The following is a 23,262-nucleotide window of genomic DNA, read 5'->3' as shown; positions in this document are numbered from 1 at the left end:
ATATAGCTGGGGGGAAATTCTAGTGAATAAGAAAAAAGCAATGACACTGATGTCCAGTATCCTGATGATCTCTCTGCTTAGCGCGTGCGGAGGCGGCAACGGCAATGCCGGAGGGAACGCAGCGGAGCCGAAGGCCTCAGCCGCAGCAACGGAAGCTGCCGGAACCAATCAGCCCGCCGCAGATTCCGGCACTGTGGATACATCCCAGCCTGTTACCTTGAAGATGATCTTCGTAGGTCCGAAGCCGGTTGATTACGATCAGGTATTTGGGGAGATCAATAAGAAGCTCAAGGAGAAAATAAACGCTACACTGGAAGCCGAATTCCTGGACTGGTCCGACTGGGCGCAGAAATATCCGCTTAAGCTGGCGGCTAACGAGGACTTCGATCTGATCTATGCCGCCAACTGGGCAGGCTATAACGACCAGGCACTCAAGGGAGGGTTCCTGGAGCTGACGAACGAGCTGCTGGAGAAATATGCTCCGATGACCTGGAAGGCGATGCCTGAGGTAGCCTGGGGTCAGGCGAAGGTGAACGGCAAGCTGTATATGGTGCCTCAGAACCGCGGTGAAACCGTGGAGAAGCTGATTCTGTACCGCGAAGACCTGCGTAAAAAATATAATCTGCCAGAGATCAACAGCCCGGAGGCGTATGCCAACTATCTCAAGACTATATCCGGTAAAGAGAAGGGGGTTACCCCATTCGTACCGGAGACCGGAGACTGGAAGCTGCATAATCTGGACCGGATCCTGCTCAAGCAGCAGAACGAATGGAATCTGTTCGACCTCGATCTGCCGATGGGCTTCAAGCTGGATGATCCGGCCGGCAAGGTATTCAACTTATATGAGACTCCTGAATTCAAGGAGCTTGTCTACTATTATAAAGATCTGGCCGAGAATAATGCCTGGTCGAAGAGCGCACTGAACAGCAAGCTGGATCATCAGCAGGAATTCAAGGCCGGCAAGGCAGCTTCCATCACCCACAATCTGGGTACGCTTGGCGCCTTGATGACCGATATGCGGGAGAAGAACTCCCCGTATGAGCTGGCTCTGGCCGATATTAACCCGGATAAGAAAAAATCCGTTGCCGTCTCTACGCAGAACGGCGTAGCGATTCACTCCACCTCCAAGCAGCCGGAACGTGCACTGATGATGATTGATCTGCTCCAGAACGATAAGGAACTGCATGATCTGATCATGAACGGCATTAGTGCTGTACACTATAATCCGGTCGGCGAAGATAAATTCACGAACGCCGAGAAGAATGCCAACTACACCGGCTTCTCGAACTGGGGCTTCAACTCCCCGCTGAACCGCGATAATGCTTCCTTCCCGGATGAAGCGAACGCCCTGACTGACAAATGGGAGAAGGAGGTCTATCACTATCCGCTGGAGACCTTCGTCTTCGACAACAGCAAGGTGAAGACCGAAGTGGCCAATGTCGGCAATGTCATGCTGCAATACGGAATTCCGCTGGAATACGGAACAGTGAAGGATGTAGACGCGGGTCTGGTCAAGCTCCAGCAGCAGGTTAAGGCAGCCGGTATCGACACCATCATCGCAGAGGTTCAGCGTCAGATTGATGAATTCCTGGCGAATTCAGCCCAATAAGCCAAGCATAGTATAGCTTCAAAAAAACGAGCAGGGTCGGCAAACGCCTCCTGCTCGTTTTTATTCGAACTCAGCTCTTGATGCGGGCTGGCGGGATACTCTGCGGATTGTTGAACACATTCCCGGGATCATATTTCGCCTTGACTCTGCGTAATCTGGCATAGTTCGTTCCATAATAGACCGGGCCGGAATGCTTGATGCCCTGGTCAGGCACGTTGATGTAGCTTCCCACGATGAACGGCTGCAGCTTGCGGCGGGTGTTGCGGACGTAGAATATATTTTTGGCGGCATCCGATTTCTTGATCCATGAACTGTTCCACTCCACGTAGAATTTGGCCTTTCGCCAGTAGAAGGCAGTAGATTTAGGAGATTTACGGCTTACAGCCCCACCCCAGTTGAGGAAAAAGAACCCGGCGTCTTTCCCCTCCACCTTCTTCAGGAACTCACGCATCGGCTTAAATGCTTGATCCGGGAACGGTTTCCTGCCGAAGGCGCTGGAGAACTGGTTGCTGAAGCGCTGAGTCTGTACCGGATCGGGAGCTAACAAGAAGCTGACCACTTGCGGATAAGGCAGGGAACGGATCGTTTGGATCGTAGGCGTTCCTACACTTGTAATGGGCTTCAAGAGGCGGACAGCCTCAGCCTTAGATCCGAGGAATAGTCCCAGCATGCTGACATTTCCGCCTTTTTTGGGACCGATGGATAATTCGCTGCCCAGTCTGGTGTTCACGGCGGGAGCCCAGCGCTGCCAGGTCTTAAGGACCTTCTCGAACTGACCCCAGGGCCAGGTGATGCGGAATACCGTTGCTGTGGCAGGAGCCGGGCGTACTTTGAATTTGTAACGGGTGCACACGCCGAAGTTGCCGCCGCCGCCGCCACGGGAAGCCCAGAGCAGATCGGCATTACTTTTCTTATTCGCAATAATAATTCTGCCCTTGGCATCGACCATTTCAAGCTCCACCAGATTATCGCTGACGAGCCCAAGGGTACGCTGAAGCGGGCCGATGCCGCCGCCCAGTGTAATGCCGCCGATTCCCACGGTAGGACTGTCCCCGAAAGGCGCCATATACCCCTTCCGGGCAAGCGTATGGGCGATTCTCCCCACTGTGTTTCCGGCTCCGACGACGGCTGTCCCCGTTTTTTTATTTAGCTTGATGCTGTTCATTTCACTGACATCAATGACGATTCCGCCGTTCACCTGGGACAGATTGACCTCCAGCGCATGTCTGCCGCCTCTGGGCCGGATGGGAATCCGGTGCTCGTTGGCCCATTTGATAGCATTGGCTACATCCTGAGTCTTCTGGGCGAACACGAATACTTTGGGGAATCGGTCGGTATGCGGGTCCCAATTTTTGCGCGCGGCCTCATAACCCGGATCACCTTTGTAGATGACGCGTCCGGTAAGCTTCGTTGCTGAGTTCACTGGTTTCCAGCTCCTTTTGAGCTAATATTGGCATACATGGAAATGACTTTGACTAGGTTAATGTATGCGGGGATTTAGTCTATGGAGTGGGCTTATAATGCGGGCTATTAATGAGAATCGTTATCAATTACAATAGGGGTAACCGGCAAAGGATGCAGCGGAATAACAGATAAACGGGGAATAGAGATGAAGCTGAACGAACATATACAGTAGACAGCTTTCTTGGGACAGCATCTTAGAGCTGGAAGTTCAGGATCATAACACGCAATGGCACAATACTAGTACAAGGACGGTACAGGCGTTTCTATTTGTCTATTGCCCGACAGCAGGAGTTAGTTATTGCTAGAATGTACAGGTTGTTGTTAAACACATTACATACATTAATCTGAAGGGGTGGATTAAATCTAGCAATTTGAGGAGGAATAAGTATGGCGATTTTATCGACAGGTCCCATTGAGAATAGTCCTGCCGGCGGGGTCAGACCCACTCAACTGGTAACGATCAAATTCGATAACCGGGACTCGCTAATCTCTTCGGTGATTCTGGTAGAAGGCTATGTCTTGAACGGAACCCGGACGCTGTATGCGCAAGATGAATTTTCCATCGCTCCAAATGAAGTGATCACGAAGAACTACTTCGCCAATCTGAATGCATTTGAGTTTATTTTCACTGTTGAGGATGCCGCTTCTGAAGTGATTCAAATCTCAGCATGGGGCAAAAATTCGGCAGGGCAGCTGGTTACAGCTCACCGCCTGGTATCCTCTGAAGTGCTGGCGCCCGCAGGAACACCGGTTTTTGAATGGGGTGAAACGATCTTTTGGGCGGACTCGGCAGCTCCTGGGCCTGGCAACGGTTCTCCGTTTGCCCCATTCAATTCCCTTCAGGCGGCCATTGATGCCGCAGTCAACAGCCCGTTGGCCGTGAGCATCGGTATGAGAGCGCGGTGTATTGTGCTTATTGCGGCGAATTCGATTTTTGATGAAGATGTAGTCATCCCGCCGGCCAGGCACATTCAATTGCTTGGTCTGGGTCCTTGGGTGCTGGGCAATGCGGATCTGGCCAATTTCGCTTCCTCCACTCCCCGTAATGTAACCATTCAGACCAGTCAGGCTGCCGAGGACGTATATCTCATACAAGGACCTGCCTTTGATGCGCGTCCGGTCACTGTAATCGGCACGTTTGATGACGGGACATCGGTAAGCACGCATACGAATTATACGGACGGAGCCATTATCAGCGGCAATGTCACCTTCCAGAATGTGGCGGTCGGAGACCCGTTTACAACGATTGAATTTCAGCTGCTGAATGCCCGGGTGGTTGGCGATATCATCCAGTCTGGACATATGGGGAACTTGAACACTTACCTGTACCATAGCCGGATCAATACAATGGTGCATAATGGGCTTAATATTCAGCGTATGGTGGACAGCCAATCCGACGGGGTCATTAATGTCCGGGGGTATTCCCACATTACTAACACAACTATTAATGCTGCGGTTACAGTAACGCTTGCTTTGTCAGATGTGCCGCCAACCGGAATTTTCAGCAGCCAGTTCGCCACGATTACCTGGACCGGTCCGCTCACGCTGGATACATCGTCCAACTATTATTTTGTAAACAGCGGTTCAACGTTAATAGGCACCAAAACCGTGCTTTTCAGCGTAGCTTAGGATTTCCTGTATCACATGTTGTGTTCCTTGCCACCGGGCTGCCCTCCGTCTGCTTGGATCAGCATTCTGTTAAGGCCCGGTGTGCATGCTCATTTGCCTGATTGCGGGCTTCGTGAAGCAGCAGCGGCTGTTTTCCATAAATAACTGTGGTTTATAACACTTTAATTATTTACATTTCGTGTAATGTATATATACTTAACTTTTGAAGGATTCATATCTCCGGGTTAACCGGCAAGGGAGGATATTACAGACATGACATCAACCATTAGAGTAGGCATCGTCGGATACGGAAATTTGGGTAAAGGGGTACAGCAGGCCATTGAGCAGAACTCCGATATGGAGCTGGTAGCCATATTCACCCGCAGAGATCCGCAGCAGCTGGCAGACATCACAGGAACGCGCACCGAGCACATCTCAGCCGCCGAGCAGTACATAGGCAAGATTGATGTAATGATTCTGTGCGGCGGTTCCGCAACAGATCTGCCGGAGCAGACTCCGCAGCTGGCCCGGTTATTCAATACGGTGGACAGCTTTGACACTCATGCCAAAATCCCTGATTTCTTCGCTGCGGTGGACAAGTCTGCCCGCGAAGGCGGCAGCGTAAGTGTGATCTCCACCGGCTGGGACCCGGGCATGTTCTCTATGAACCGGCTGCTGATGCAGTCCATCCTGCCGGTAGGCGAAGATTATACGTTCTGGGGTACAGGAGTCAGCCAGGGGCATTCGGATGCGATCCGCCGGGTTCCCGGTGTCAAGGCAGGCGTGCAATATACCGTGCCGGTCCAGGAGGTTATTGACAGCATTCGCGGAGGCGAGACCCCGCAGCTGTCCACCCGCGAGAAGCACCGCCGGGAATGCTACGTAGTGGCTGAAGCAGGAGCTGACCTCGATGCCATTACCCGGACGATTGTGGAGATGCCGAACTATTTCGCCGATTACGACACAACGGTTCAATTCATTACGGACGAGGAGCTTGCTGCTGAGCATTCAGGGATGCCGCATGGCGGCTTCGTCATCCGCAGCGGAGTGACCGGAGGCGGAAGCAAGCAGATCGCCGAATTCGGGCTGAAGCTGGACAGCAACCCGGAATTCACCGCCAGCGTCCTGGCCGCCTATGCCCGCGCTGCTGTGCGTCTGAAGCAGGAAGGCCAGACAGGAGCTAAGACGGTATTCGACATTCCGCTCGGCCACCTGTCCCCAAGATCGGCTGAAGAACTGCGGCGCGAGCTGCTGTAGGCTACAATGAGCGGGATAAATCCCGTTGGTGAGGCCGGAAGTTGGCTCGAGGGCTGAATGAGAGGGATAAATCCCATTGATGAGGTCGAGTACGGCAGAGGGAGAGTAATGAGGAGCACAAGTGCACCTGAATTTGCCTGAAGTCAGCTATAGGAGCGAATGAGGAGCATTAGTGCACCTGAATCCGCCGGGTGCGAGCTTAAATGATCAGTTACCTATGCCTCGACCTAAAAAGAGGTGTCCCCAGCCGAATGGCTCAGGGACACCTCTTCTTGTATCAATTAGTCTATAACAGGTTACACGATACCCTGCGCCAGCATGGTATCGGCAACCTTCAGGAACCCGGCGATGTTGGCGCCGGCAACCAGGTTACCGGCGACGCCGTAATCCTCTGCTGCCTGAACGGTGCTGCTGTAGATATTTTTCATAATGACTTGCAGCTTCTCGTCCACCTCTTCGAAGGTCCAGGACAGACGCATGCTGTTCTGGCTCATCTCCAGGCCCGAGACCGCTACGCCGCCGGCATTGGCGGCCTTGGCTGGAGCAAACAGCACCTGGTTCTCCAGGAACAGCTCCACCGCTTGGAGAGTGGTCGGCATATTGGCACCTTCACCGATGGCCTTAACTCCGTTCAGAATCAGCGTCCGGGCGGATTCCAAATCCAGCTCGTTCTGCGTGGCACACGGCAGAGCGATGTCGCAAGGCAGGCTCCAGATTCCGCTACAGCCCTCAACATACACGGCATGCGGGTGCTCCTTCACATATTCGCTGATGCGCAGGCGCTCTGTTTCCTTCAGTCTTTTGACGGTAGCCAGATTGATGCCCTGAGGATCATGAATGTAACCGTTCGAATCACTGCAGGCAATTACGTGGGCTCCCAGCTGTTGAGCTTTCTCGATAGCATAGATGGAGACATTCCCGGAACCGGAGATGACCACCTTGCTGTCCTTGAAGCTTGCTCCGTTCGATGACAGCATCTCTTGCACGAAGTATACACAGCCATAGCCGGTAGCTTCCTTACGTGCCAGACTGCCGCCATAGAGCAGCCCTTTTCCGGTAAGAACACCGGCAGCATGCCCGCCGTGAATCCGTTTGTATTGGCCGAACATATAGCCGATCTCGCGCGCGCCTACACCGATATCCCCTGCAGGAACATCTGTATCCTGTCCAATGTGGCGGTACAATTCTGTCATGAAGCTCTGGGTGAAGCGCATAACCTCTTGATCCGATTTATCCTTGGGATCGAAGTCGCTGCCGCCCTTGCCGCCGCCCATGGGCAGGCCGGTCAGCGAGTTTTTGAAAATCTGCTCGAAGCCCAGGAACTTGATAATCCCGAGGTAGACCGAAGGATGGAAGCGCAGGCCGCCTTTGTATGGACCGATGGCACTGTTGAATTGAATGCGGAAGCCGCGGTTAACCTGGGTATTACCGGCATCGTCCACCCAAGGGACACGGAAGGAGATGCTGCGCTCAGGCTCAACCAGCCGCTCGAGAATCCCGTGCTTCATATACTGCGGGTGGCGGGTCAGAACGGGGGTGATGCTCTCCAGGAATTCCTGGACAGCCTGGTGAAATTCCGGCTCATGCGGGTCGCGCTTCTGGACCTCTGCATAGATCCGCTGCACGTATTGCACAGCCTCATTTGATACTTCTGACGTTAGTGTAGGAACGATGGACACTTTGGCAAGCACTCCCTGTCTGATTGTAATTCGGGCTATCCCGTATTAATTAGAATTTAAAAGAATTCTATAAAACCTGACATCAATTTGCCAATCAATTATTTTTGGCATAGTCATTAAGAATTTCTATGAACCTCACATATTATGCCAGCTATATGCGGCGGAATGTTAATAAACCTCTGGTCAATTCAGGATTGCAGTTCCCACTGAATAGGGTATATATAAATATTGGAAACAGCATAAAGCATTGAGAGAGGCGGAAGCATATGCACTTATTATCTGTAGCAGAATTGGTAGATGTGGAGAACCACGCTTGGGAAGAGATCAGGGAGCTGCTGAGTCAGGGATCGCGCACCTACCGGCTGGAGGCGGCAGAAGCGGAACATGCGGTACAGACGCTGGTCCGCTTGCAGGTCAGCACGAAATCCTATCTGGGAGCGATAGCCTACGAGACAGGAGGAATCGTGTTCGAGCATGGATGGCTTACCTTGCTCGGCGCTGGAGCAGATGGCATCTTCGGCAGCCTGGCTTCCTGGAACGGTCTGGGTGATGCAGAGGACACAGACCCGCTGCCGGGAATACTAATTGTGGCCTATGATGCGGCCGGCGGCTTCTTCGGCCTGGATACGGGGCGGTTCGGGCAGACGGGTCATATCTATTATTATGCTCCCGATGCTCAGGAATGGGAGACGACAGAATTAACCTATTCGGGCTTCATCGGCTGGCTGGCAGAAGGGGACCTGGATCTGTTCTACGAAACATTCCTCTGGCAGGGTTGGGAAGAGGAGGTCCAGCAGCTTGAGCCGGGCCAAGTGATGGGCTATTACCCGCCGCTGTGGACGAAAGAAGGCAGCGGTTCTGCCAGCAGCAAAGCGCCGGTCTCTATTCTGGAGGCCTGGCATTCAGCGAAAAGTGTGGGCACGGAATGAAGAAGAGTAAGGCGGGCAGAGAAAGGCTTAAGAGCGTCACGATTGCGGAAGAACCGCTCGAATTCATTCCATATGTCACTGCGGCACGCGGCAGCCAAGGGATTGTATATGAATGGCTACCAATATACAGGGGAGAGATTCTGGGGTTGCCGAAGGAGGTGGAGGCGCTGATTGTAGCCTCTGACCTTCAAGGAATGGCTCTTCATGACAACGGCGAATACGGAGACTCCCTGGTGGGTGAGAAGCTTCCGGAGACGCTGGAGCATCTGCTTCAGCTCCATCTGCCGGACGTCGATCAGGCTAAGGTGCTGATATGTTTATGCGGGGATTTATACGGAGATACTGCCGTAAGAGGTTCAAGCGGCGACCCGCTCCCGGTATGGAGGGCCTTCCGCAGCAGGGAACTGCACCCAGGTGCTTAACACGGACGGAAGGGTACTAATATTCACCTCCGCCATCCTTAATTGAAGCGGCAGCCGCCGGGAACAAATGCTTCTGTTTTGTCCAAGTCTTGTCCGTAAACTTTACAAACAGCATCGGAATAGATATAATTTAGGTATAACTTTCAGGGTTTGAAACAACAGAAAGGGGCCTAACGCCATTAGGCTCCTTTTGTATTTCCGGCCCATGTTAACAGGAGGGCGAAAGTCATTCACAAGGAAAAGATTATGGTATGTGTTCATTACGGCCCGCATGGCGAGCGTTTGATCCGGCGTGGAGTCCAGTTATCCGAGTTGATCGGGGCACCGCTGTATGTGCTCAATGTGGATAGTTCAGACAGTGATGAATATAATCAAAGCAAAGAAATGTATATGGCGGTCTGGAAGCGTCTGGCTGAAGAAGCCGGTGCTGAATTCATGGTGCGCAAGCGCCGCGGCCGCAAGACAACGGATGTGATCGTTGAAGCGGCAGAAGAACATGAAGTCACTCAGGTTATCATCGGGCAATCGGCCCAGACCTTATGGCAGGAGCTGACTAAACGCAACTTCGTCAATGAACTGATCAGCAAGATGAAGATGATGGATCTGCATGTAGTTGCAGTTCAGCGTATGCGCGCCGGTCTTGAAGAGACCCATGAAGAAGGGGTAACCGCTTATTTGGTGAAGAACGAGGGAATGTATCAGCTCAGCGATGAGCCGGAAGGTACAGACTTCATTAAAGGGAAATACTTCCACGAATTGCACACCGAGTTTGAGAATGGCTTGTTCAAAATTGAGCAAGATGGTAAAGCAAGATATTTGCATATCTGTGAAGGAAACTTGGCCGATCCGCTATAACCGGTCTTGTTGTCAGGAAGTAAGTACCAGTGTTCACAACCTATACCACTGAAGGGAAAAGGAGGCTTGCCTTTGCTGCATATAACCGTTCTTGTTCCGTTTCTTATGGCCCTGATGATAGCGCTTCTACGCGGGAGGGTACGCAAGCTCCATAGAGGATGGCTTGTACTGGCCGCACCGCTGATGTTATTTATCTACTTCTTTACCCGTATTCCGGTCATCAAGGGAGGGGATCTCGGATATGAGACATTGTCATGGATTCCTTCCCTTGGGATTGATCTGGTCTTCCATCTGGATGGATTAAGCCTGCTGTTCGCCTTGTTAATCACGGGAATGGGCACCCTGGTCTTTATCTATTCCATCTTTTATCTGGACAAACGCAAGGAAGAGCTGACTCCATTCTATGTGTATCTGCTGCTGTTCATGGGAGCTATGCTGGGAGTCGTCCTATCCGATAACCTGATGGTGTTATACGGATTCTGGGAGCTTACGAGTGTCTCATCCTTCCTTCTGATTGCCTACTGGCACCGGAGACAGAAATCACGCTACGGCGCGCAAAAGTCGATGCTGATCACTGTCTTCGGCGGTCTGGCGATGTTCGCAGGCTTCCTGATGCTGTATGTGATGACAGGTACCTTCAGCATCCGCGAGATCTGGAGCCAGGTGGGCGACATCAGCGGACAAACGCTGTTCATCCCCGCAATGCTGCTTATTCTGCTGGGTGCCTTCACCAAATCGGCCCAGTTTCCGTTCCACATCTGGCTGCCTGATGCAATGGAAGCACCGACTCCTGTCAGTGCGTATCTGCATTCAGCAACCATGGTCAAAGCCGGTTTATATCTGGTAGCACGGTTCAGCCCGGTGTTTGCGGGGCAACATGAGTGGTTTTGGATAGTGTCGGGCGTCGGCCTGATCACCTTGATCTATGGATCGATCCAGGCGATGAAGCAGACGGACCTGAAGGCTCTGTTAGCTTATTCTACAATCAGCCAGCTCGGTCTGATTATGGGATTACTCGGCATGGGATCGGCAGCTTCCTTTTATACAGGGGAACAGGCTGTATTCTATACCGCCGCAACAACGGCAGCACTCTTTCATTTAATTAATCATGCCATATTCAAAGGTTCGCTCTTCATGGTGGTCGGAATTGTCGACCATGAGACGAATACCCGTGATCTGCGCAAGCTGGGGGGGCTGGTGTCTCTGATGCCGGTAACCTTCACATTAGCGCTGATCGGCAGCTTCTCAATGGCGGGTCTTCCGCCGTTTGCCGGATTCCTGAGCAAGGAAATGTTCTTCACGGCTGTGCTGAATATCAGACAGCTGGATATCTTCAGCCCCGGGGCCTTCTTTACCATATTCCCGGTGCTGGCGTGGATTGCAAGCATATTTACCTTTGCATACAGCATGATTATGGTCTTCCATACCTTCTTCGGGAAATATCAGCCGGAGAAGCTGGACAAAAAACCGCATGAAGCGCCCTTCGGCCTTCTGCTTCCGCCAGTAATTCTGGCACTGCTGGCCGTGATCACCGGCTTCTTCCCGAACATACTGTCGGGGACACTGATCGTGCCGGGGATGAATGCCATTCATCCGGAGCTTGCAGCCAGCTCGCCTTTTTACGTCAACATCTATTTCTGGCACGGGTTCACCGCCGAGGTCTGGATGACGCTGGGCGTGATCCTTCTCGGGATTATCGTATACCGCGTATATGGCCGGTTCAGCCTTGTGGATAAGGAATGGCGCAGCGGCCTCACGCTGACACAGGTATATGACGGGAGTATCCGGCTCGTGGAGGGACTGTCCCGTGCGGTGACAGGACTATACATGACCGGTTCGATGCGTCATTATCTGATGTATATTTTCACCCTGATTATCGCCGTAGTAGGCGGTACTATGCTTTATTCGGAGGGCATTACGTTTGGCCAGGGGAGCTACGCTCCGGTCACCTTCTTTGAAGTTGTTGCCGTACTGGTCCTGCTGACCGGTGCGCTCGCCGTACCATTTGCGAAGTCCAGAGTCTCGGCGATTCTGCTTACCGGAATGGTCGGTTACATGGTGACGCTATTGTTCATCCTGTTCCGCGCACCCGATCTGGCCCTCACCCAGATGATTGTTGAGGTGGTCTCGGTCACGCTGTTCCTGCTCTGCTTCCGGCATCTGCCAAAGCTGAAGCGGGAGAAGGTCAAGCTGCGGGTCAAGGTGCCGAGGCTGATCATCGCCTTAGGCTTCGGGATCACGATGACGCTGGTGGCGCTGGCCGCGCTAGGCAGCAGTCCGTTCGAGTCTATCTCAACCTACTATGTGGAGAATAGTTACAAGCTTGGCGGCGGCAAGAACATTGTCAATGTGCTGCTGGTGGACTTCCGCGGCTTCGATACCATGTTCGAAATTACGGTGCTGGGGCTGGCGTCGCTGGCCATCTACTCGATGATCAAGCTGCAGCTGGAGCAGGATCATACACCTGTTCTAAACAGAAACAAACCGGAGTCCAGCACGCGCCGCTATACCCGCAGCAATGATGTATTGCTGCAATCTGTGGCAAAGGTAGCCTTCGTGATCATCATCACTTTCTCCCTGTATCTGTTCTTCGCGGGTCATAATCAGCCGGGCGGCGGCTTTATCGGAGCCTTGATGGCTGCTGCGGCGCTGGTGCTGATCGCGATTGCCTTCGGTACGGAGTTTGTGGAGAAGGTGCTGCCCGTCGATTACCGCAAGTTAATCGCAGTCGGGATTATGATCGCTTTTCTCACCGGAATCGGTTCCTTTGTCTTCGATGCTCCGTTCCTGACCCAGGCCTTCGGTTACTTTGAACTGCCGGTCATGGGCAAGACGGAGCTAACCACGGCGATGCTGTTCGATCTGGGAGTCTACCTCTCGGTGATTGGTGTCACGATGAATATTATCTTTACGATCGGGAGGGATAACTAATGGAGATCCTTATTGCCCTGGCGATCGGTGTCTTGTTTACCGTAGGTGTCTATCTGGTCCTGTCCAAAAGTCTGCTCCGCATCCTGCTCGGGACGACGCTGCTGACTCACGGCGTTCATCTGCTGCTGCTGACGATGGCGGGCCTGAAGACGGGCGCTTCACCTCTGCTTGGCGAGAAGGCGGACAGTTATGTCGATCCGCTGCCGCAGGCGCTTATCCTGACTTCCATTGTAATCAGCTTTGGGGTATCCGCGTTCTTCATCGTTCTGGCCTACCGGGCTTACCGCTCGGCGGGAACGGATGATGTGGAAGGAAGCAAGGGGGAGAGACCATGAACAACCTGCTGGTACTGCCTTTGCTGATCCCGGCCTTTACGGCGGTCATCCTGATTTTTCTCAAGGAACGAATTAAGCTGCAGCGTATCCTCAGTGCCATCAGTGTGCTGGTGAACATCGCAGTAGCGCTTATCATTATATACCAGGTCCATACCGATGGGATTCAGACGCTGTATATGGGAGGCTGGATTCCGCCTTACGGCATCGTCTTCGTAGCTGATATGTTCGCAGCGCTGCTTGTCTTGACGGCTGCGGTGGTAGGGGCAGCTTGCCTGTTCTTCTCTTTTGCAAGCATCGGTGAGGAGCGGGAGCGGTTCTACTACTATACATTCTTCCATTTCCTGCTCACCGGTGTGTTCGGCTCGTTCCTGACGGGTGACCTGTTCAACCTGTTTGTCTGCTTCGAGGTGCTGCTGGTTGCTTCCTACGCCATGATTGTTTTGGGTGGAACCCGGATACAGCTGCGCGAGACGCTCAAGTATATCCTTGTCAACGTAATTTCCTCCACCTTGTTCGTAGCGGCGATTGCTTATCTGTACGCGGCGACAGGCACGCTTAATATGGCTCATCTGGCCATCCGTGTGGGAGAGGCCGGGCAGGGTGGAGTCATGAATGTGATTGCCGTGCTTCTGCTGCTGGTGTTCTCACTCAAAGCAGGCCTGCTGCTGTTCTTCTGGCTGCCGGATTCGTACAGTGCTCCTCCGCAGGCGGTAAGGGCATTGTTCGGCGCACTGCTTACCAAGGTGGGGCTGTATGCCATCACCAGAACGTTCTCACTGATTTTTGTCCATGATATGGGCCTGACCCATTCGCTGATCGGCTGGATGGCAGGGGCCACTATGATTCTTGGAGCCATAGGGGCACTCGCCTATAATGATCTAAGCCGGATCTTCAATTATAATATTGTCATCAGTGTCGGCTTCATCGCCTTCGGCATCTCCGTGGCTACCCAGGATTCGCTGAGCGGGGTCGTATTCTATCTGATGCACGATATGGTTGCCAAGGCACTGCTGTTCTTCCTGGGCGGGCTGATTGTCGCAGCTTCGGGGACGGAGCAGCTGAGGCTGATGGGCGGTCTAATCCGCCGGTATCCGTGGACGGGCTGGATGTTCTTCGTCCTGACGCTGGCGCTGGTCGGCGTTCCTCCGCTTAGCGGTTTTGCCGGGAAGGTCATGATGGTCCGCAGCGGCTTCGGGGAGCAGCATACCGCGCTTGCGCTTATCGCTCTGGCTTCCAGCTTCGTCGTCTTGTATTCGCTGATCAAAGTCTTCCAGCAGGTATTCTGGGGAGGCGAGAAGAGCGATGAAGAAATTCGTCCTCTGCGCTACAAAGCTATGATGGTACCGGCTGCGGCGTTGTTTGTGCTCGTCATCCTGATGGGTATCGGCGCCGAGTGGGTGAACGGCTATGTGGGGCAGGCAGGCGCAGTCCTCGCTGATCCGGCAGCGTACATTAATGCTGTCATGAAGGAGTAGATGAAGATGGCCTTTCAAATATTGTTGAATCTCATGATCGCCTTCCTGTGGATGTTCCTGAATAATGACTGGACGGCCTCCGGCTTCATCGTCGGCTATGTGCTGGGGGTGGCCGTACTCGTGGTCATGCGGCGCTTCTTCGACGGACGGCTGTACCTGGGTAAAATATGGGCGATTCTGAAGCTGGTGGCCTTGCTGCTGCGGGAGCTGGTGGCCTCCAGTTATGTAGTGGTGAAGGCGGTTCTTCGCCCGAATCTCAATATCCGCCCGGCTATCCTGATGTACCATACGGAGCTGGAATCGGACTGGGAGGTGGCGGTGCTGATTACTATGCTCTGCCTCACGCCGGGTTCAGTCGTGCTGGAGGTGTCCAAAGACAACCGGACCTTATACATTCATGCCATGGACATACAGGATGTGAAGCAGTTCGATGCGAATATCCGTAATACCTTTGAACGCGCGATTCTGGAGGTGACCCGTTCATGATTCAATCGATTCTCATGGTGGCGCTGTCGATCATGGTCATCTCCATTGCTATCTGTGCCTGGAGGCTGGTCAAGGGGCCGTCACTGCCTGACCGGGTAGCCGCACTCGATACCATCGGTATCAATCTGCTGGCGATGGTCGCCGTCCTCTCGGTCCTGTTCAAGACGCAAGCCTATATAGAATATATTCTGCTGATTGGAATCCTCTCTTTTATCGGGACGATGGCCTTGGCCAGATATATCGAAAGGGGGGTGGTGTTTGAACATGGACCTGATCAAGACGGTCATTGAGTATGTGTTTGTCCTGCTGATTCTGACCGGAGCCTTGCTTAGCGCAGTCAGCTCTGTAGGTCTGATCCGCTTGCCCGATGTCTACCTAAGATCACATGCCGCCGCCAAAAGTGCTACGCTCGGTGTGCTCTGTGTACTCAGCGGCGCATTCCTCTATTTCGCCTTCTTCCTCGATTTCATCAGTGCGAAGCTGCTGCTCGGAATCGTGTTCGTATTCATGACTTCTCCGCTCTCCGCTCATCTGACCGGGCGGGCGGCCTACCGCTCCGGTGTTCCGCTCTGGAGCCGCCGCGTCCAGGATGATCTCAAGGAGGCGCTGGAGAAGGAGCAGGAACAGGTGAAGACCGATTCATCCTCATCATAGATTAGTATAAAAGCACAAACAGGGATGCTCAACGGCCGTAATGGGTCCGAGGGGCATCCCTGTTTGCTTACTGCTGAGCTTGCTGCGGAATAGTGTCTTTGTAAGCCGTCCGTCTGCGGTACAGGTGCAGCAGCAGATACGAGGCGACGAACGCTGCAGTTACCAGCCACAGCGGAATTCGCGGGTCGAGCTTGTATGCCCAGCCTCCGATAATGCCCGCAGGTGCGGTGAATACCAGGATCAGGACTGACAGCATGGAGAAGACCTTGGCCCGCTTCTCATCATCAATGGCGTTCTGCACGGCTGCCTCCAGATAAGGAGAGCTGATCATCAGGCCTACGGCAGCCAGAATGGTGCTCAGCCCGATCCAGACAAAGCTCGCTGATGGGTATAGAACCAGCATGGCATTCGACAGAGCAGATAAGCCGAAGCCTGCCATCATGGCACGGCTTGCGCTCTGATCCGGGATTCTGGGCATCAAGAGCCACAGGGTCAGCAGCATGATGACAGAGGATACCGCCGGGAACATAGACAGGATGCCGCTGTCCAGATGGATGTAATCTGCCAGATACAGGTACAGGTAGGTGCTTTTCAGCGTAGCCTGGAAGTTGAACAGAATGTATACGCCGAAGATCAGCAGCAGATTGCGCTCAGCCCCCAAATCACGGAAGGCGCCGCCGTATTCAATCATACTCTCTCTAAGGCCGAGCTCCCGGGTCTCTTGCCTTTTGCGGATACCGGCCTCGGTCTCCCTGGTGGTTAGATGACGGCCCACGAACTGGAAGGTCATGAAGAGGAAGGCCAGCACGTACATGATCCTCATGCCCGTGACCATGCCATACTGGTGGACAAGCAGACCGCCCAGCGGTGCGAACAGGCCTCCGATCACCCCGATGATCTGCAGCAGTGTGAATACATAGGTCCGGTCAGCGGGACGGGTATCTTCAACAATCAGGCAGTAAAAGGCGATATGTGGCACACGCTGGAAGCCGTTAATCACTGCAGCTGCGGCGAAAAACCACAGGTTCTGTGAGAAGGCCCATAACAAGGTGGCAAGGCTCCAGCTAAGCAGGTCAAAATACAGAATAGCCCGCTTGCGTCCTAGCCGGTCCGTCAAATAACCGCTGAGCAAAGAGGAGAATACCTGTACGATGAGTCCGATGGTTGTTATCCAGCCGATGTTCAGCTCGGTCAATCCAAGCTCATACATGTACAGGGTGGCATAGGTAGAGAACATGCTGTAGGGAATCAGGAAAAAAGGCTCAAAGGTCAAGCAGCCCCGGCTGTTTCCCTCCAGCCGCGGAAAGAAAGGTTTTGCCATGATGAAATCCTCCAGGGAACCGTTTCAGGTCAGGTTATTTTCCATAATGGAATAGATGCTTTCTATATTGGAATTGTTTGTATGGCGACCGCGCGTTTAGAATGTAATCATGCCTTGGCGCCTTAGGTACACTTTATTTACGAAGGAGAATGTGAAATTAGTTACAATGAAATTTCAGGATGATGATTGAATTACATAGTCAATAAATGCCGTGATGCTGTCTGTATTCTGTTTATTCTTGGGATTCACCATGGCAAACGAGCTAAGAACCGGATCGGCCAGCGGCACGATGCTAAGCTTGGGATGATCCACATAACGGGCAACCTGATTCATCAGCAGGGTTACGCCGAGATTCTCGGCGACGAGCTCCATAATGGTCTCAATCCGACTGTTGGTGAAAAGTACCTCAGGCGTGAAGCCGGCCTTGCGGCACTCTTCCATACAGGTAGTATATATACCCGAAGTCGAGTTAAGCAGAATGAACTTGTCGGTCTGCACCCGGGCCAGCTCCACGGAGGCTTGATCTGCCAGGGGATGATCCTTGGAGACCACCAGCACTAAGAAATCATCCACCAGCGGATGAATCTCGGAGAGCCCCTCGGGAATATAGTTAGTGCGCATGAACGCTACATCCACCTCGCCATTGCGAAGCATGGATACAATGATATCATTTTCTTTTTCAATTAGATGCAATTTGATATGCGGATACATTCCTGTAAACCCGGCTATGATTGAAGTCATGCCATATTGTGACATCACGGGAATGGTTGCAATGGATATATGGCCTGTTTCGAGCAGCTCATGCTTCTTCATGTTCGACATCATCTCATTGTAATTGGCCAGAATCTTCTCGGCATATAATACGAACTCTTTTCCGGCAGGCGTCAGGCTGATCGTCCGTGTCCTTCGGTCGAACAGCAGGGTGTTCAGCTCGCTTTCCAGGGATTTGATCTGTTTGGATATCGCGGATTGGGTGATGCACAGCTCATCCGCTGCGCTGGAGAAGCTCAGATATTTACGAATTGTCAAAAAATATTGAAGCTGTGCAATAGTCATGGGTGATCATCCTATCTGAATGTATAGTGGGTTCTGAAGTAGAGTGGCGTATCGCGACCTTTATATATTAACAAAAATGGTTCCAAGAAGGAGTACAAATGAGGAAAAAGAATGTAAAGAAGATGCTGTCGGTTATGCTGTTGGTGTCATTGGTGATCTTATCTGTGGCAGGATGTTCAGGTACAAAAAATGAAGATAGTTCTAAAGATGCCGGGGGCATCACCTATAAGGCCGGAACCTATACAGGATCTGCGGACGGGAAAAACGGTGCGGTGCAGGTGGAAGTTACCTTCTCGGAGCATGCCATCGACGCTGTGAAGGTAGTAAATTTCAAGGAGACCGAAGGGGTCAGTGACGCATCCGTTACCAAGATTCCGAAGGCTATTGTCGATAACCAGTCCTTGAAGATTGATGCCGTCTCCGGGGCAACCGTCACTAGTGATGCGATCCTGGCCGCCGTCGCCGATTGCGTAACCCAAGCCGGTGTAGATCCGCTGGTTCTGAACAATGATGTGAAGACAGTGGAATCGACCGAGGTAGAGGACTTAACGACAGATGTAGTCGTCATCGGCGGCGGAGCGGCAGGCATGTCCGCTTCCCTGCGTGCAGATGAGCTTGGACTGAAGACCATCCTGCTGGAGAAAATGACTTACATCGGCGGGGCCATCTCGATCAGCGGCGGCAATCAGGTGGTTGGACTCTCCAAGCTTCAGCAAGAAGCTGGAGTTACCGACGACAGTGCCGACAGCATCGTGACGGATTTCCTTGCCAACGGGGGCAATAAGAACGTTGCCGAGTTATTGAAGCTGTTCGCAGCCAACGTCGGGCAGACTACAGACTGGCTGAATCAATATGTGGGGATTAAATACGATATGGCAGGCGGATTGCATAAGCTGGCAGAGTACAGTCATGACCGGGAGCTTGCCTACGATCAGGGCGGACCCGGATTCGCCAAGCAGGCCCGCCAGAAGGTCGAAGAGTCGGGTGTGGAGCTGCACCTGGAGACCAGAGCAGAGAAGCTGGTTACAGATGATAGCGGGGCTGTTACAGGTGTCGTTGCCAAAGACGGCACCGGGAAGACCTACAATATTACAGCTAAGGCAGTGATTATGGCTACCGGAGGTTATGGTAATAATAAAGACCTGCTCTCCGATCAGTTAAAGACCGCTCTATACTATGGTCCGACCTCCTCGACTGGAGACGGAATTGTAATGGCCAAGGGTGACGGCATCGATGCCGCAACCCGCCTGATGGAGTACGGGAAACGTTACCCCAATGGAGTTGAGGTATCCGAGGGAATTGCGAAATCTACCATTGTCGGCAATATCGCTGCATTCAAAAAGAGCGGAATTCTGGTGAATAGTGCCGGAGATAGAGTAGTGAATGAGAAGTCCAGTAATCGCAGCATTCTGGAAGTGGAACTTACGCAACAGAATCAGATGCTATACTTGCTAATGGACCAGGCAACCTTCGATGTGTTCAAGACCAGTCTGGGTGAAGCAGGAATCTCACAGGGTGATATTGAGACATGGCTGAAGAACAATGGTTCATCTAAGCCGTATTTCTTCCATGCCGAGACGGCTGAAGCGCTGGCAACGGCTGCCGGAATGGGTGCTGGTGCGCTGCAGAACACCATTAACCGCTATAACGGCTTCGTTAAGGCCGGCAAGGATGAGGACTTCGGGCGTTCAGCGGATTACATGAAGGAAGCCATTGGATCAGGCCCTTACTATCTGGTAGAGCAGAAACCGCGTTTCGCTACAACCATGGGGGGACTGGTTGTGAACGCGGACTTTGAAGTCCTGAACACGAGCAGCCAGATTATCTCCGGACTCTATGCAGCAGGCGAGGTTGTTGGCGGTGTCATGGGAGATGACTCCCCCTCTGGCGCCAATAATGCCTGGGCATTGACCTCCGGGAAGCTGTCAGCAGAGGCAGTGGTGGATAAGCTTAAATAAGCCCGGCTGTCCCTATAGTGGAAAAGACCAAGGTGCCATGAGATAATATGTTATCCGAAAATTAGATAAGGTGGTTAACATGTTTATCATCATTGGGCTAGTATTCATTGCTTTATACGCGTTAATTGTCTTCTATATTGGCTGGAGCGGCTGGGGCTGGATCAAGCCGGTCGTCTCCGGACGGTTCCGGCTGTTCTACATCATTGCGCTGATCTTTCTGGCCAGCTCGCTGATCCTCTCCAGGGTGGTAGCGGGGTCAGCGGTCTTAAGCGTCATTGGCAGTTACTGGCTGGCTGTATTCAGCCTGCTGCTCATGCTGCTGCCGCTCGTGCATCTTATGGTCTGGCTTACAAGGCTGAGTAGGCTGCCGCGCCGCGCGGTTCAGAAGTGGTCCGGTATCCTGACGCTGTTGGCGCTGGTGAGCCTGCTCGGGTATGGAAGCTATAATGCATACAGCCCGGTTGTGCGTTCCTATGAGGTACAGATTGACAAGCCGGGTCCGGCCGGCGGTAAGCTTCACATCGTGATGGCTTCGGATATGCACTTCGGTTATTTATCCGGCAAACGCCATGCGGAGCGGATGGTGCAGGAGATTAACGCCTTGCACCCCGATCTGATACTGCTCCCGGGCGATATCGTGGATGATGATGTCAGGCCGTATAAGGAGAAGGGACTCGGCGCTGTGCTGGCGAAGCTTGAAGCTCCGCTCGGAGTGTATGCTTCCCTGGGGAATCATGACCGGTTCAAGGGCGGGACGGAGGAGATCATCAGCCTGCTGAAGGAGAGCGGGATGCAGGTGCTCTATGATGAAGACGTCGAGGTCGGCGGCTGGCTGACGCTGATTGGACGGAAGGACTACAGCGATAAGGAGCGGGCCAAGCTGGCTGATCTGACCAAGGACATAGATCATTCCAAGCCGGTGTTCATGCTGGAGCATCAGCCGGTGGAGTTCGGGATTGCGCAGGAGCAGGGCGTTGATCTGATGGTCTCCGGCCATACCCACCGCGGGCAGATCGCGCCGGCCAATCTGATCACCTCCAGAGTGTTCGAGAATGACTGGGGCTATCTGCAGAAGGGGCAGCTTCATACCATCGTGTCTTCAGGCTATGGCTTCTGGGGTCCGCCGATCCGCATCGGGTCGCGCTCGGAGGTAGTGTCCATTCATGTTCATTTCTCGAATGCACAATAAGTAATGTGGAAGGGCTGACCTCAAGCTGGGGTTGGCCCTTTTTTGTATGTCTTAAGTGTGGTTATTTAGCAGGTTTACAAAAAATAAGAAATCAGTTATATTGTACTGGTACAATAAGTACACTGTTCGCGCAAGGAGGCAGCGTGTGGAGATCATCATCAGTAGTAACAGGAACAAGCCCATTTATGAGCAGATCACCTCGCAGATCAAAGGCAAGATTATGAGCGGAGAGCTTCAGGCAGGAGATCCCATTCCTTCGATGCGCGCCTTAGCCAAATCCATTCAAGTCAGTGTCATCACCGTACAGAAGGCGTATGAGGATTTACAGCGCGATGGCTTCATCGAGACTACCGTTGGAAAGGGCAGCTTCGTTTCCGCCGTGAGCCAGGCGCTGTTTCAGGAAGAGCAGCAGAAGCAAGTGGAGGAGCATCTCATCGCAGCAGCCGAGCTCGCCCGTGCGGGCGGAATCAAACTGGAAAAGATGGTAGAGATGCTGACTATCTATTATAAGGAGGGTAATCATGAATCTTAGTTTGGAAATCACCGGACTGACCAAGTCCTATGCCGACTCCGGCTTTATGCTGGACAATGTATCATTAGCAATTCCCAGCGGAACCATTATGGGGTTCGTGGGTGAGAATGGAGCAGGGAAGACGACAACAATCAAGTCCATTCTGAACACGGTTCAGATCGACAGCGGTACAATCCGGCTGCTGGGCAAGGAGATGAAGGATGAAGACATCGCCTTGCGCGAAGACATCGGCGTTGTTTTGGACTCGGCCAATTTTCCGGCGGTGCTGACCCCGGTGAAGCTGGGGAAGGTCATGCGTGGTATCTATAAGCAGTGGGATCAGGAGGTCTATGTGAAGCTCACGGAGAAGTTCGGCCTGCCTATGGACCGCAGGATCAGCGGGTTCTCGCGGGGCATGACGATGAAGCTTGCCATAGCCGCCGCCATGTCGCATCATCCCAAGCTGCTGATTCTCGATGAGGCTACCTCGGGACTCGACCCCATTACCAGAGAGGAGATTCTGGAGGTATTCCTGGAGTTCGTTGAGGACGAGCATCACGCCATACTGATGTCTTCTCATATCACAAGCGATCTGGAGAAGATCGCCGATTATATCACCTTTATTCATCAAGGGAAGATCATTCTGACTGCGATGAAAGATGAGCTGATCTATGACTACGGCGTGGCCCGCTGCACCAGCGACCAGTTCCGGCGTATTGCTGAAGGTGACAGGCTGGCTTACCGGGTGAAGGAGCATCAGACCGATGTGCTGGTGAAGGACAGAAGAGGCTTCGGGCAACAATACAGCGGGATTACGGTGGATCAGGTATCCATTGATGAGATTCTGCTGCTGCTCGTAAAGGGGGAGAAATAATATGCGCGGACTGCTGTTAAATAATTATTACTCACTGCAAAATAACATCAAATCTTCCCTCGGCATTGCGCTGCTTCTGTCGCTGGTTTCCTTTGCCGGGGTGGATCACAGCATACTGAATGCAGTCATCGCGGCGCAGATTTGGATTTTTGTGTTGAGCATCGGGGCCTCCCTGCAGATGGATGAGGCTTCTAAATGGAACCGGTTTGAACTCACCATGCCGATCAGAAGGAGAACGGTCATCCATGCGAAGTACATGTCCTTCCTGATGTTAATCCTCATGGGCACCGCTGTAAGTCTGGTTACTCTGGCATTAACCTATGTAAGCAAGGGAGACATAGCACATTTGAACCTGTCCACTGGGTATACCTTCGGTTTATCTTTATCTATCTCCACCCTGGCGATCTATTATCCGGTCATTCTTAAATTCGGTGTGGAAAAAAGCGAGCAGATGGTGTCGATATCGGCAGGGCTATCGGTGGGCCTTCGTTTCCTGGTGTGGATGCTGCTGAACCTGTATATGGACGATGTGAACTATAATGGTCCTGAGACCGGGTATGCCACCCTGCTCCTTGCTGTTCTCCTGTTCGCGGTGTCCTATCTGATTTCCGTGCGGATTCATCGGAATAAAGAATTCTGATGATCACCG

21 protein-coding genes are annotated in these 23,262 nt (G+C 52.7%); 17 read left to right on the top strand and 4 right to left on the bottom strand.

Features of this window, described 5'->3' with window-relative positions:
* Positions 1 to 22 precede the first annotated feature (22 nt).
* Positions 23 to 1,609: an ABC transporter substrate-binding protein gene (locus tag MHH78_RS21750; protein WP_341168780.1), complete on the top strand. Its 1,587-nt coding sequence runs from the start codon at positions 23 to 25 to the stop codon at positions 1,607 to 1,609.
* 70 nt (positions 1,610 to 1,679) lie between these two features.
* Here MHH78_RS21750 and MHH78_RS21745 read toward each other — a convergent pair whose 3' ends face one another.
* A complete protein-coding gene (locus tag MHH78_RS21745) occupies positions 1,680 to 3,032 on the bottom strand; it encodes an FAD-binding oxidoreductase (protein WP_341168779.1) in 1,353 nt (450 codons plus the stop codon).
* Between the two features lie 428 nt (positions 3,033 to 3,460).
* Here MHH78_RS21745 and MHH78_RS21740 point away from each other — a divergent pair, with 428 nt between their 5' ends.
* Both MHH78_RS21740 and MHH78_RS21735 read left to right on the top strand, forming a co-directional pair.
* Positions 3,461 to 4,702, top strand: coding sequence for a hypothetical protein (locus MHH78_RS21740; protein ID WP_076077644.1), 1,242 nt, complete (start codon positions 3,461 to 3,463; stop codon positions 4,700 to 4,702).
* Between the two features lie 252 nt (positions 4,703 to 4,954).
* Positions 4,955 to 5,938 carry a diaminopimelate dehydrogenase gene (locus tag MHH78_RS21735; RefSeq protein WP_340753924.1) on the top strand — a complete coding sequence of 328 codons (984 nt, stop codon included), beginning with the start codon at positions 4,955 to 4,957 and terminating at the stop codon, positions 5,936 to 5,938.
* Between the two features lie 296 nt (positions 5,939 to 6,234).
* Here MHH78_RS21735 and gdhA read toward each other — a convergent pair whose 3' ends face one another.
* Positions 6,235 to 7,611, bottom strand: a complete 1,377-nt coding sequence (gdhA, locus tag MHH78_RS21730; protein ID WP_076078146.1) for an NADP-specific glutamate dehydrogenase — start codon at positions 7,609 to 7,611, stop codon at positions 6,235 to 6,237.
* Between the two features lie 272 nt (positions 7,612 to 7,883).
* On the opposite strand from gdhA, the gene MHH78_RS21725 reads away from it, so the two are divergent.
* From MHH78_RS21725 to mnhG, 9 genes are all read left to right on the top strand, one after another.
* Complete coding sequence (locus MHH78_RS21725) at positions 7,884 to 8,546, top strand: DUF2625 family protein (RefSeq protein WP_341168778.1); 663 nt, start codon at positions 7,884 to 7,886, stop codon at positions 8,544 to 8,546.
* On the top strand, positions 8,543 to 8,968 hold the full coding sequence (locus MHH78_RS21720; protein ID WP_341168777.1) for a hypothetical protein: 426 nt from the start codon (positions 8,543 to 8,545) through the stop codon (positions 8,966 to 8,968). The genes MHH78_RS21725 and MHH78_RS21720 overlap by 4 nt, the downstream gene beginning before the upstream one ends.
* A 246-nt stretch (positions 8,969 to 9,214) precedes the next feature.
* Positions 9,215 to 9,823 (top strand): hypothetical protein, encoded by a 609-nt coding sequence (locus MHH78_RS21715; protein WP_076077653.1) that lies wholly within the window; start codon positions 9,215 to 9,217, stop codon positions 9,821 to 9,823.
* 66 nt (positions 9,824 to 9,889) lie between these two features.
* On the top strand, positions 9,890 to 12,754 hold the full coding sequence (locus MHH78_RS21710) for a Na+/H+ antiporter subunit A (RefSeq protein WP_076077655.1): 2,865 nt from the start codon (positions 9,890 to 9,892) through the stop codon (positions 12,752 to 12,754).
* Entirely contained in the window at positions 12,754 to 13,089 is a 336-nt protein-coding gene (locus MHH78_RS21705) for a Na(+)/H(+) antiporter subunit C (protein WP_036729053.1), read from the top strand. Before MHH78_RS21710 ends, MHH78_RS21705 begins: the two co-directional genes overlap by 1 nt.
* Positions 13,086 to 14,564 carry a Na+/H+ antiporter subunit D gene (locus MHH78_RS21700; RefSeq protein WP_076077658.1) on the top strand — a complete coding sequence of 493 codons (1,479 nt, stop codon included), beginning with the start codon at positions 13,086 to 13,088 and terminating at the stop codon, positions 14,562 to 14,564. The genes MHH78_RS21705 and MHH78_RS21700 overlap by 4 nt, the downstream gene beginning before the upstream one ends.
* A 6-nt stretch (positions 14,565 to 14,570) precedes the next feature.
* Positions 14,571 to 15,050, top strand: a complete 480-nt coding sequence (locus MHH78_RS21695; protein WP_076077660.1) for a Na+/H+ antiporter subunit E — start codon at positions 14,571 to 14,573, stop codon at positions 15,048 to 15,050.
* Positions 15,047 to 15,340 (top strand): Na(+)/H(+) antiporter subunit F1, encoded by a 294-nt coding sequence (locus tag MHH78_RS21690; protein ID WP_209873390.1) that lies wholly within the window; start codon positions 15,047 to 15,049, stop codon positions 15,338 to 15,340. The genes MHH78_RS21695 and MHH78_RS21690 overlap by 4 nt, the downstream gene beginning before the upstream one ends.
* Complete coding sequence (mnhG, locus tag MHH78_RS21685) at positions 15,315 to 15,704, top strand: monovalent cation/H(+) antiporter subunit G (RefSeq protein WP_076077665.1); 390 nt, start codon at positions 15,315 to 15,317, stop codon at positions 15,702 to 15,704. Before MHH78_RS21690 ends, mnhG begins: the two co-directional genes overlap by 26 nt.
* 67 nt (positions 15,705 to 15,771) lie before the next feature.
* On the opposite strand, the gene MHH78_RS21680 is transcribed toward mnhG, so the two are convergent.
* On the bottom strand, positions 15,772 to 17,025 hold the full coding sequence (locus tag MHH78_RS21680) for an MFS transporter (protein ID WP_341168776.1): 1,254 nt from the start codon (positions 17,023 to 17,025) through the stop codon (positions 15,772 to 15,774).
* A 174-nt stretch (positions 17,026 to 17,199) separates the two neighbouring features.
* Complete coding sequence (locus MHH78_RS21675) at positions 17,200 to 18,081, bottom strand: LysR family transcriptional regulator (protein ID WP_341168775.1); 882 nt, start codon at positions 18,079 to 18,081, stop codon at positions 17,200 to 17,202.
* 98 nt (positions 18,082 to 18,179) lie between these two features.
* Here MHH78_RS21675 and MHH78_RS21670 point away from each other — a divergent pair, with 98 nt between their 5' ends.
* From MHH78_RS21670 to MHH78_RS21650, 5 genes are all read left to right on the top strand, one after another.
* Entirely contained in the window at positions 18,180 to 20,039 is a 1,860-nt protein-coding gene (locus MHH78_RS21670) for an FAD-dependent oxidoreductase (protein WP_341168774.1), read from the top strand.
* A gap of 79 nt (positions 20,040 to 20,118) precedes the next feature.
* Positions 20,119 to 21,228, top strand: coding sequence for a metallophosphoesterase (locus MHH78_RS21665; protein WP_341168773.1), 1,110 nt, complete (start codon positions 20,119 to 20,121; stop codon positions 21,226 to 21,228).
* A gap of 145 nt (positions 21,229 to 21,373) precedes the next feature.
* Entirely contained in the window at positions 21,374 to 21,760 is a 387-nt protein-coding gene (locus MHH78_RS21660) for a GntR family transcriptional regulator (RefSeq protein WP_076077678.1), read from the top strand.
* Positions 21,750 to 22,613: an ABC transporter ATP-binding protein gene (locus MHH78_RS21655; RefSeq protein ID WP_076077681.1), complete on the top strand. Its 864-nt coding sequence runs from the start codon at positions 21,750 to 21,752 to the stop codon at positions 22,611 to 22,613. Before MHH78_RS21660 ends, MHH78_RS21655 begins: the two co-directional genes overlap by 11 nt.
* 1 nt (position 22,614) lies before the next feature.
* On the top strand, positions 22,615 to 23,253 hold the full coding sequence (locus MHH78_RS21650) for an ABC-2 transporter permease (RefSeq protein ID WP_076077684.1): 639 nt from the start codon (positions 22,615 to 22,617) through the stop codon (positions 23,251 to 23,253).
* Positions 23,254 to 23,262: the final 9 nt, after the last annotated feature.

This window comes from Paenibacillus sp. FSL H3-0333, assembly GCF_038002805.1.
Classification (GTDB): domain Bacteria; phylum Bacillota; class Bacilli; order Paenibacillales; family Paenibacillaceae; genus Paenibacillus_AQ; species Paenibacillus_AQ silagei.
The sequence above is the reverse complement of the archived record's forward strand: the minus strand, read 5'-3'. Positions and strand labels throughout refer to the sequence as shown.

What these genes read in the sequence shown, in the direction of transcription:
- MHH78_RS21740 (WP_076077644.1), top strand. Translation starts at nt 3,461, where the DNA reads ATGGCGATTTTATCGACAGGTCCCATTGAGAATAGTCCTGCCGGCGGG.
- MHH78_RS21735 (WP_340753924.1), top strand. Translation starts at nt 4,955, where the DNA reads ATGACATCAACCATTAGAGTAGGCATCGTCGGATACGGAAATTTGGGT.
- MHH78_RS21725 (WP_341168778.1), top strand. Translation starts at nt 7,884, where the DNA reads ATGCACTTATTATCTGTAGCAGAATTGGTAGATGTGGAGAACCACGCT.
- MHH78_RS21720 (WP_341168777.1), top strand. Translation starts at nt 8,543, where the DNA reads ATGAAGAAGAGTAAGGCGGGCAGAGAAAGGCTTAAGAGCGTCACGATT.
- MHH78_RS21715 (WP_076077653.1), top strand. Translation starts at nt 9,215, where the DNA reads ATGGTATGTGTTCATTACGGCCCGCATGGCGAGCGTTTGATCCGGCGT.
- MHH78_RS21705 (WP_036729053.1), top strand. Translation starts at nt 12,754, where the DNA reads ATGGAGATCCTTATTGCCCTGGCGATCGGTGTCTTGTTTACCGTAGGT.
- MHH78_RS21700 (WP_076077658.1), top strand. Translation starts at nt 13,086, where the DNA reads ATGAACAACCTGCTGGTACTGCCTTTGCTGATCCCGGCCTTTACGGCG.
- MHH78_RS21695 (WP_076077660.1), top strand. Translation starts at nt 14,571, where the DNA reads ATGGCCTTTCAAATATTGTTGAATCTCATGATCGCCTTCCTGTGGATG.
- MHH78_RS21690 (WP_209873390.1), top strand. Translation starts at nt 15,047, where the DNA reads ATGATTCAATCGATTCTCATGGTGGCGCTGTCGATCATGGTCATCTCC.
- mnhG (WP_076077665.1), top strand. Translation starts at nt 15,315, where the DNA reads ATGGACCTGATCAAGACGGTCATTGAGTATGTGTTTGTCCTGCTGATT.
- MHH78_RS21680 (WP_341168776.1), bottom strand. Translation starts at nt 17,025, where the DNA reads ATGGCAAAACCTTTCTTTCCGCGGCTGGAGGGAAACAGCCGGGGCTGC.
- MHH78_RS21675 (WP_341168775.1), bottom strand. Translation starts at nt 18,081, where the DNA reads ATGACTATTGCACAGCTTCAATATTTTTTGACAATTCGTAAATATCTG.
- MHH78_RS21670 (WP_341168774.1), top strand. Translation starts at nt 18,180, where the DNA reads ATGAGGAAAAAGAATGTAAAGAAGATGCTGTCGGTTATGCTGTTGGTG.
- MHH78_RS21665 (WP_341168773.1), top strand. Translation starts at nt 20,119, where the DNA reads ATGTTTATCATCATTGGGCTAGTATTCATTGCTTTATACGCGTTAATT.
- MHH78_RS21655 (WP_076077681.1), top strand. Translation starts at nt 21,750, where the DNA reads ATGAATCTTAGTTTGGAAATCACCGGACTGACCAAGTCCTATGCCGAC.
- MHH78_RS21650 (WP_076077684.1), top strand. Translation starts at nt 22,615, where the DNA reads ATGCGCGGACTGCTGTTAAATAATTATTACTCACTGCAAAATAACATC.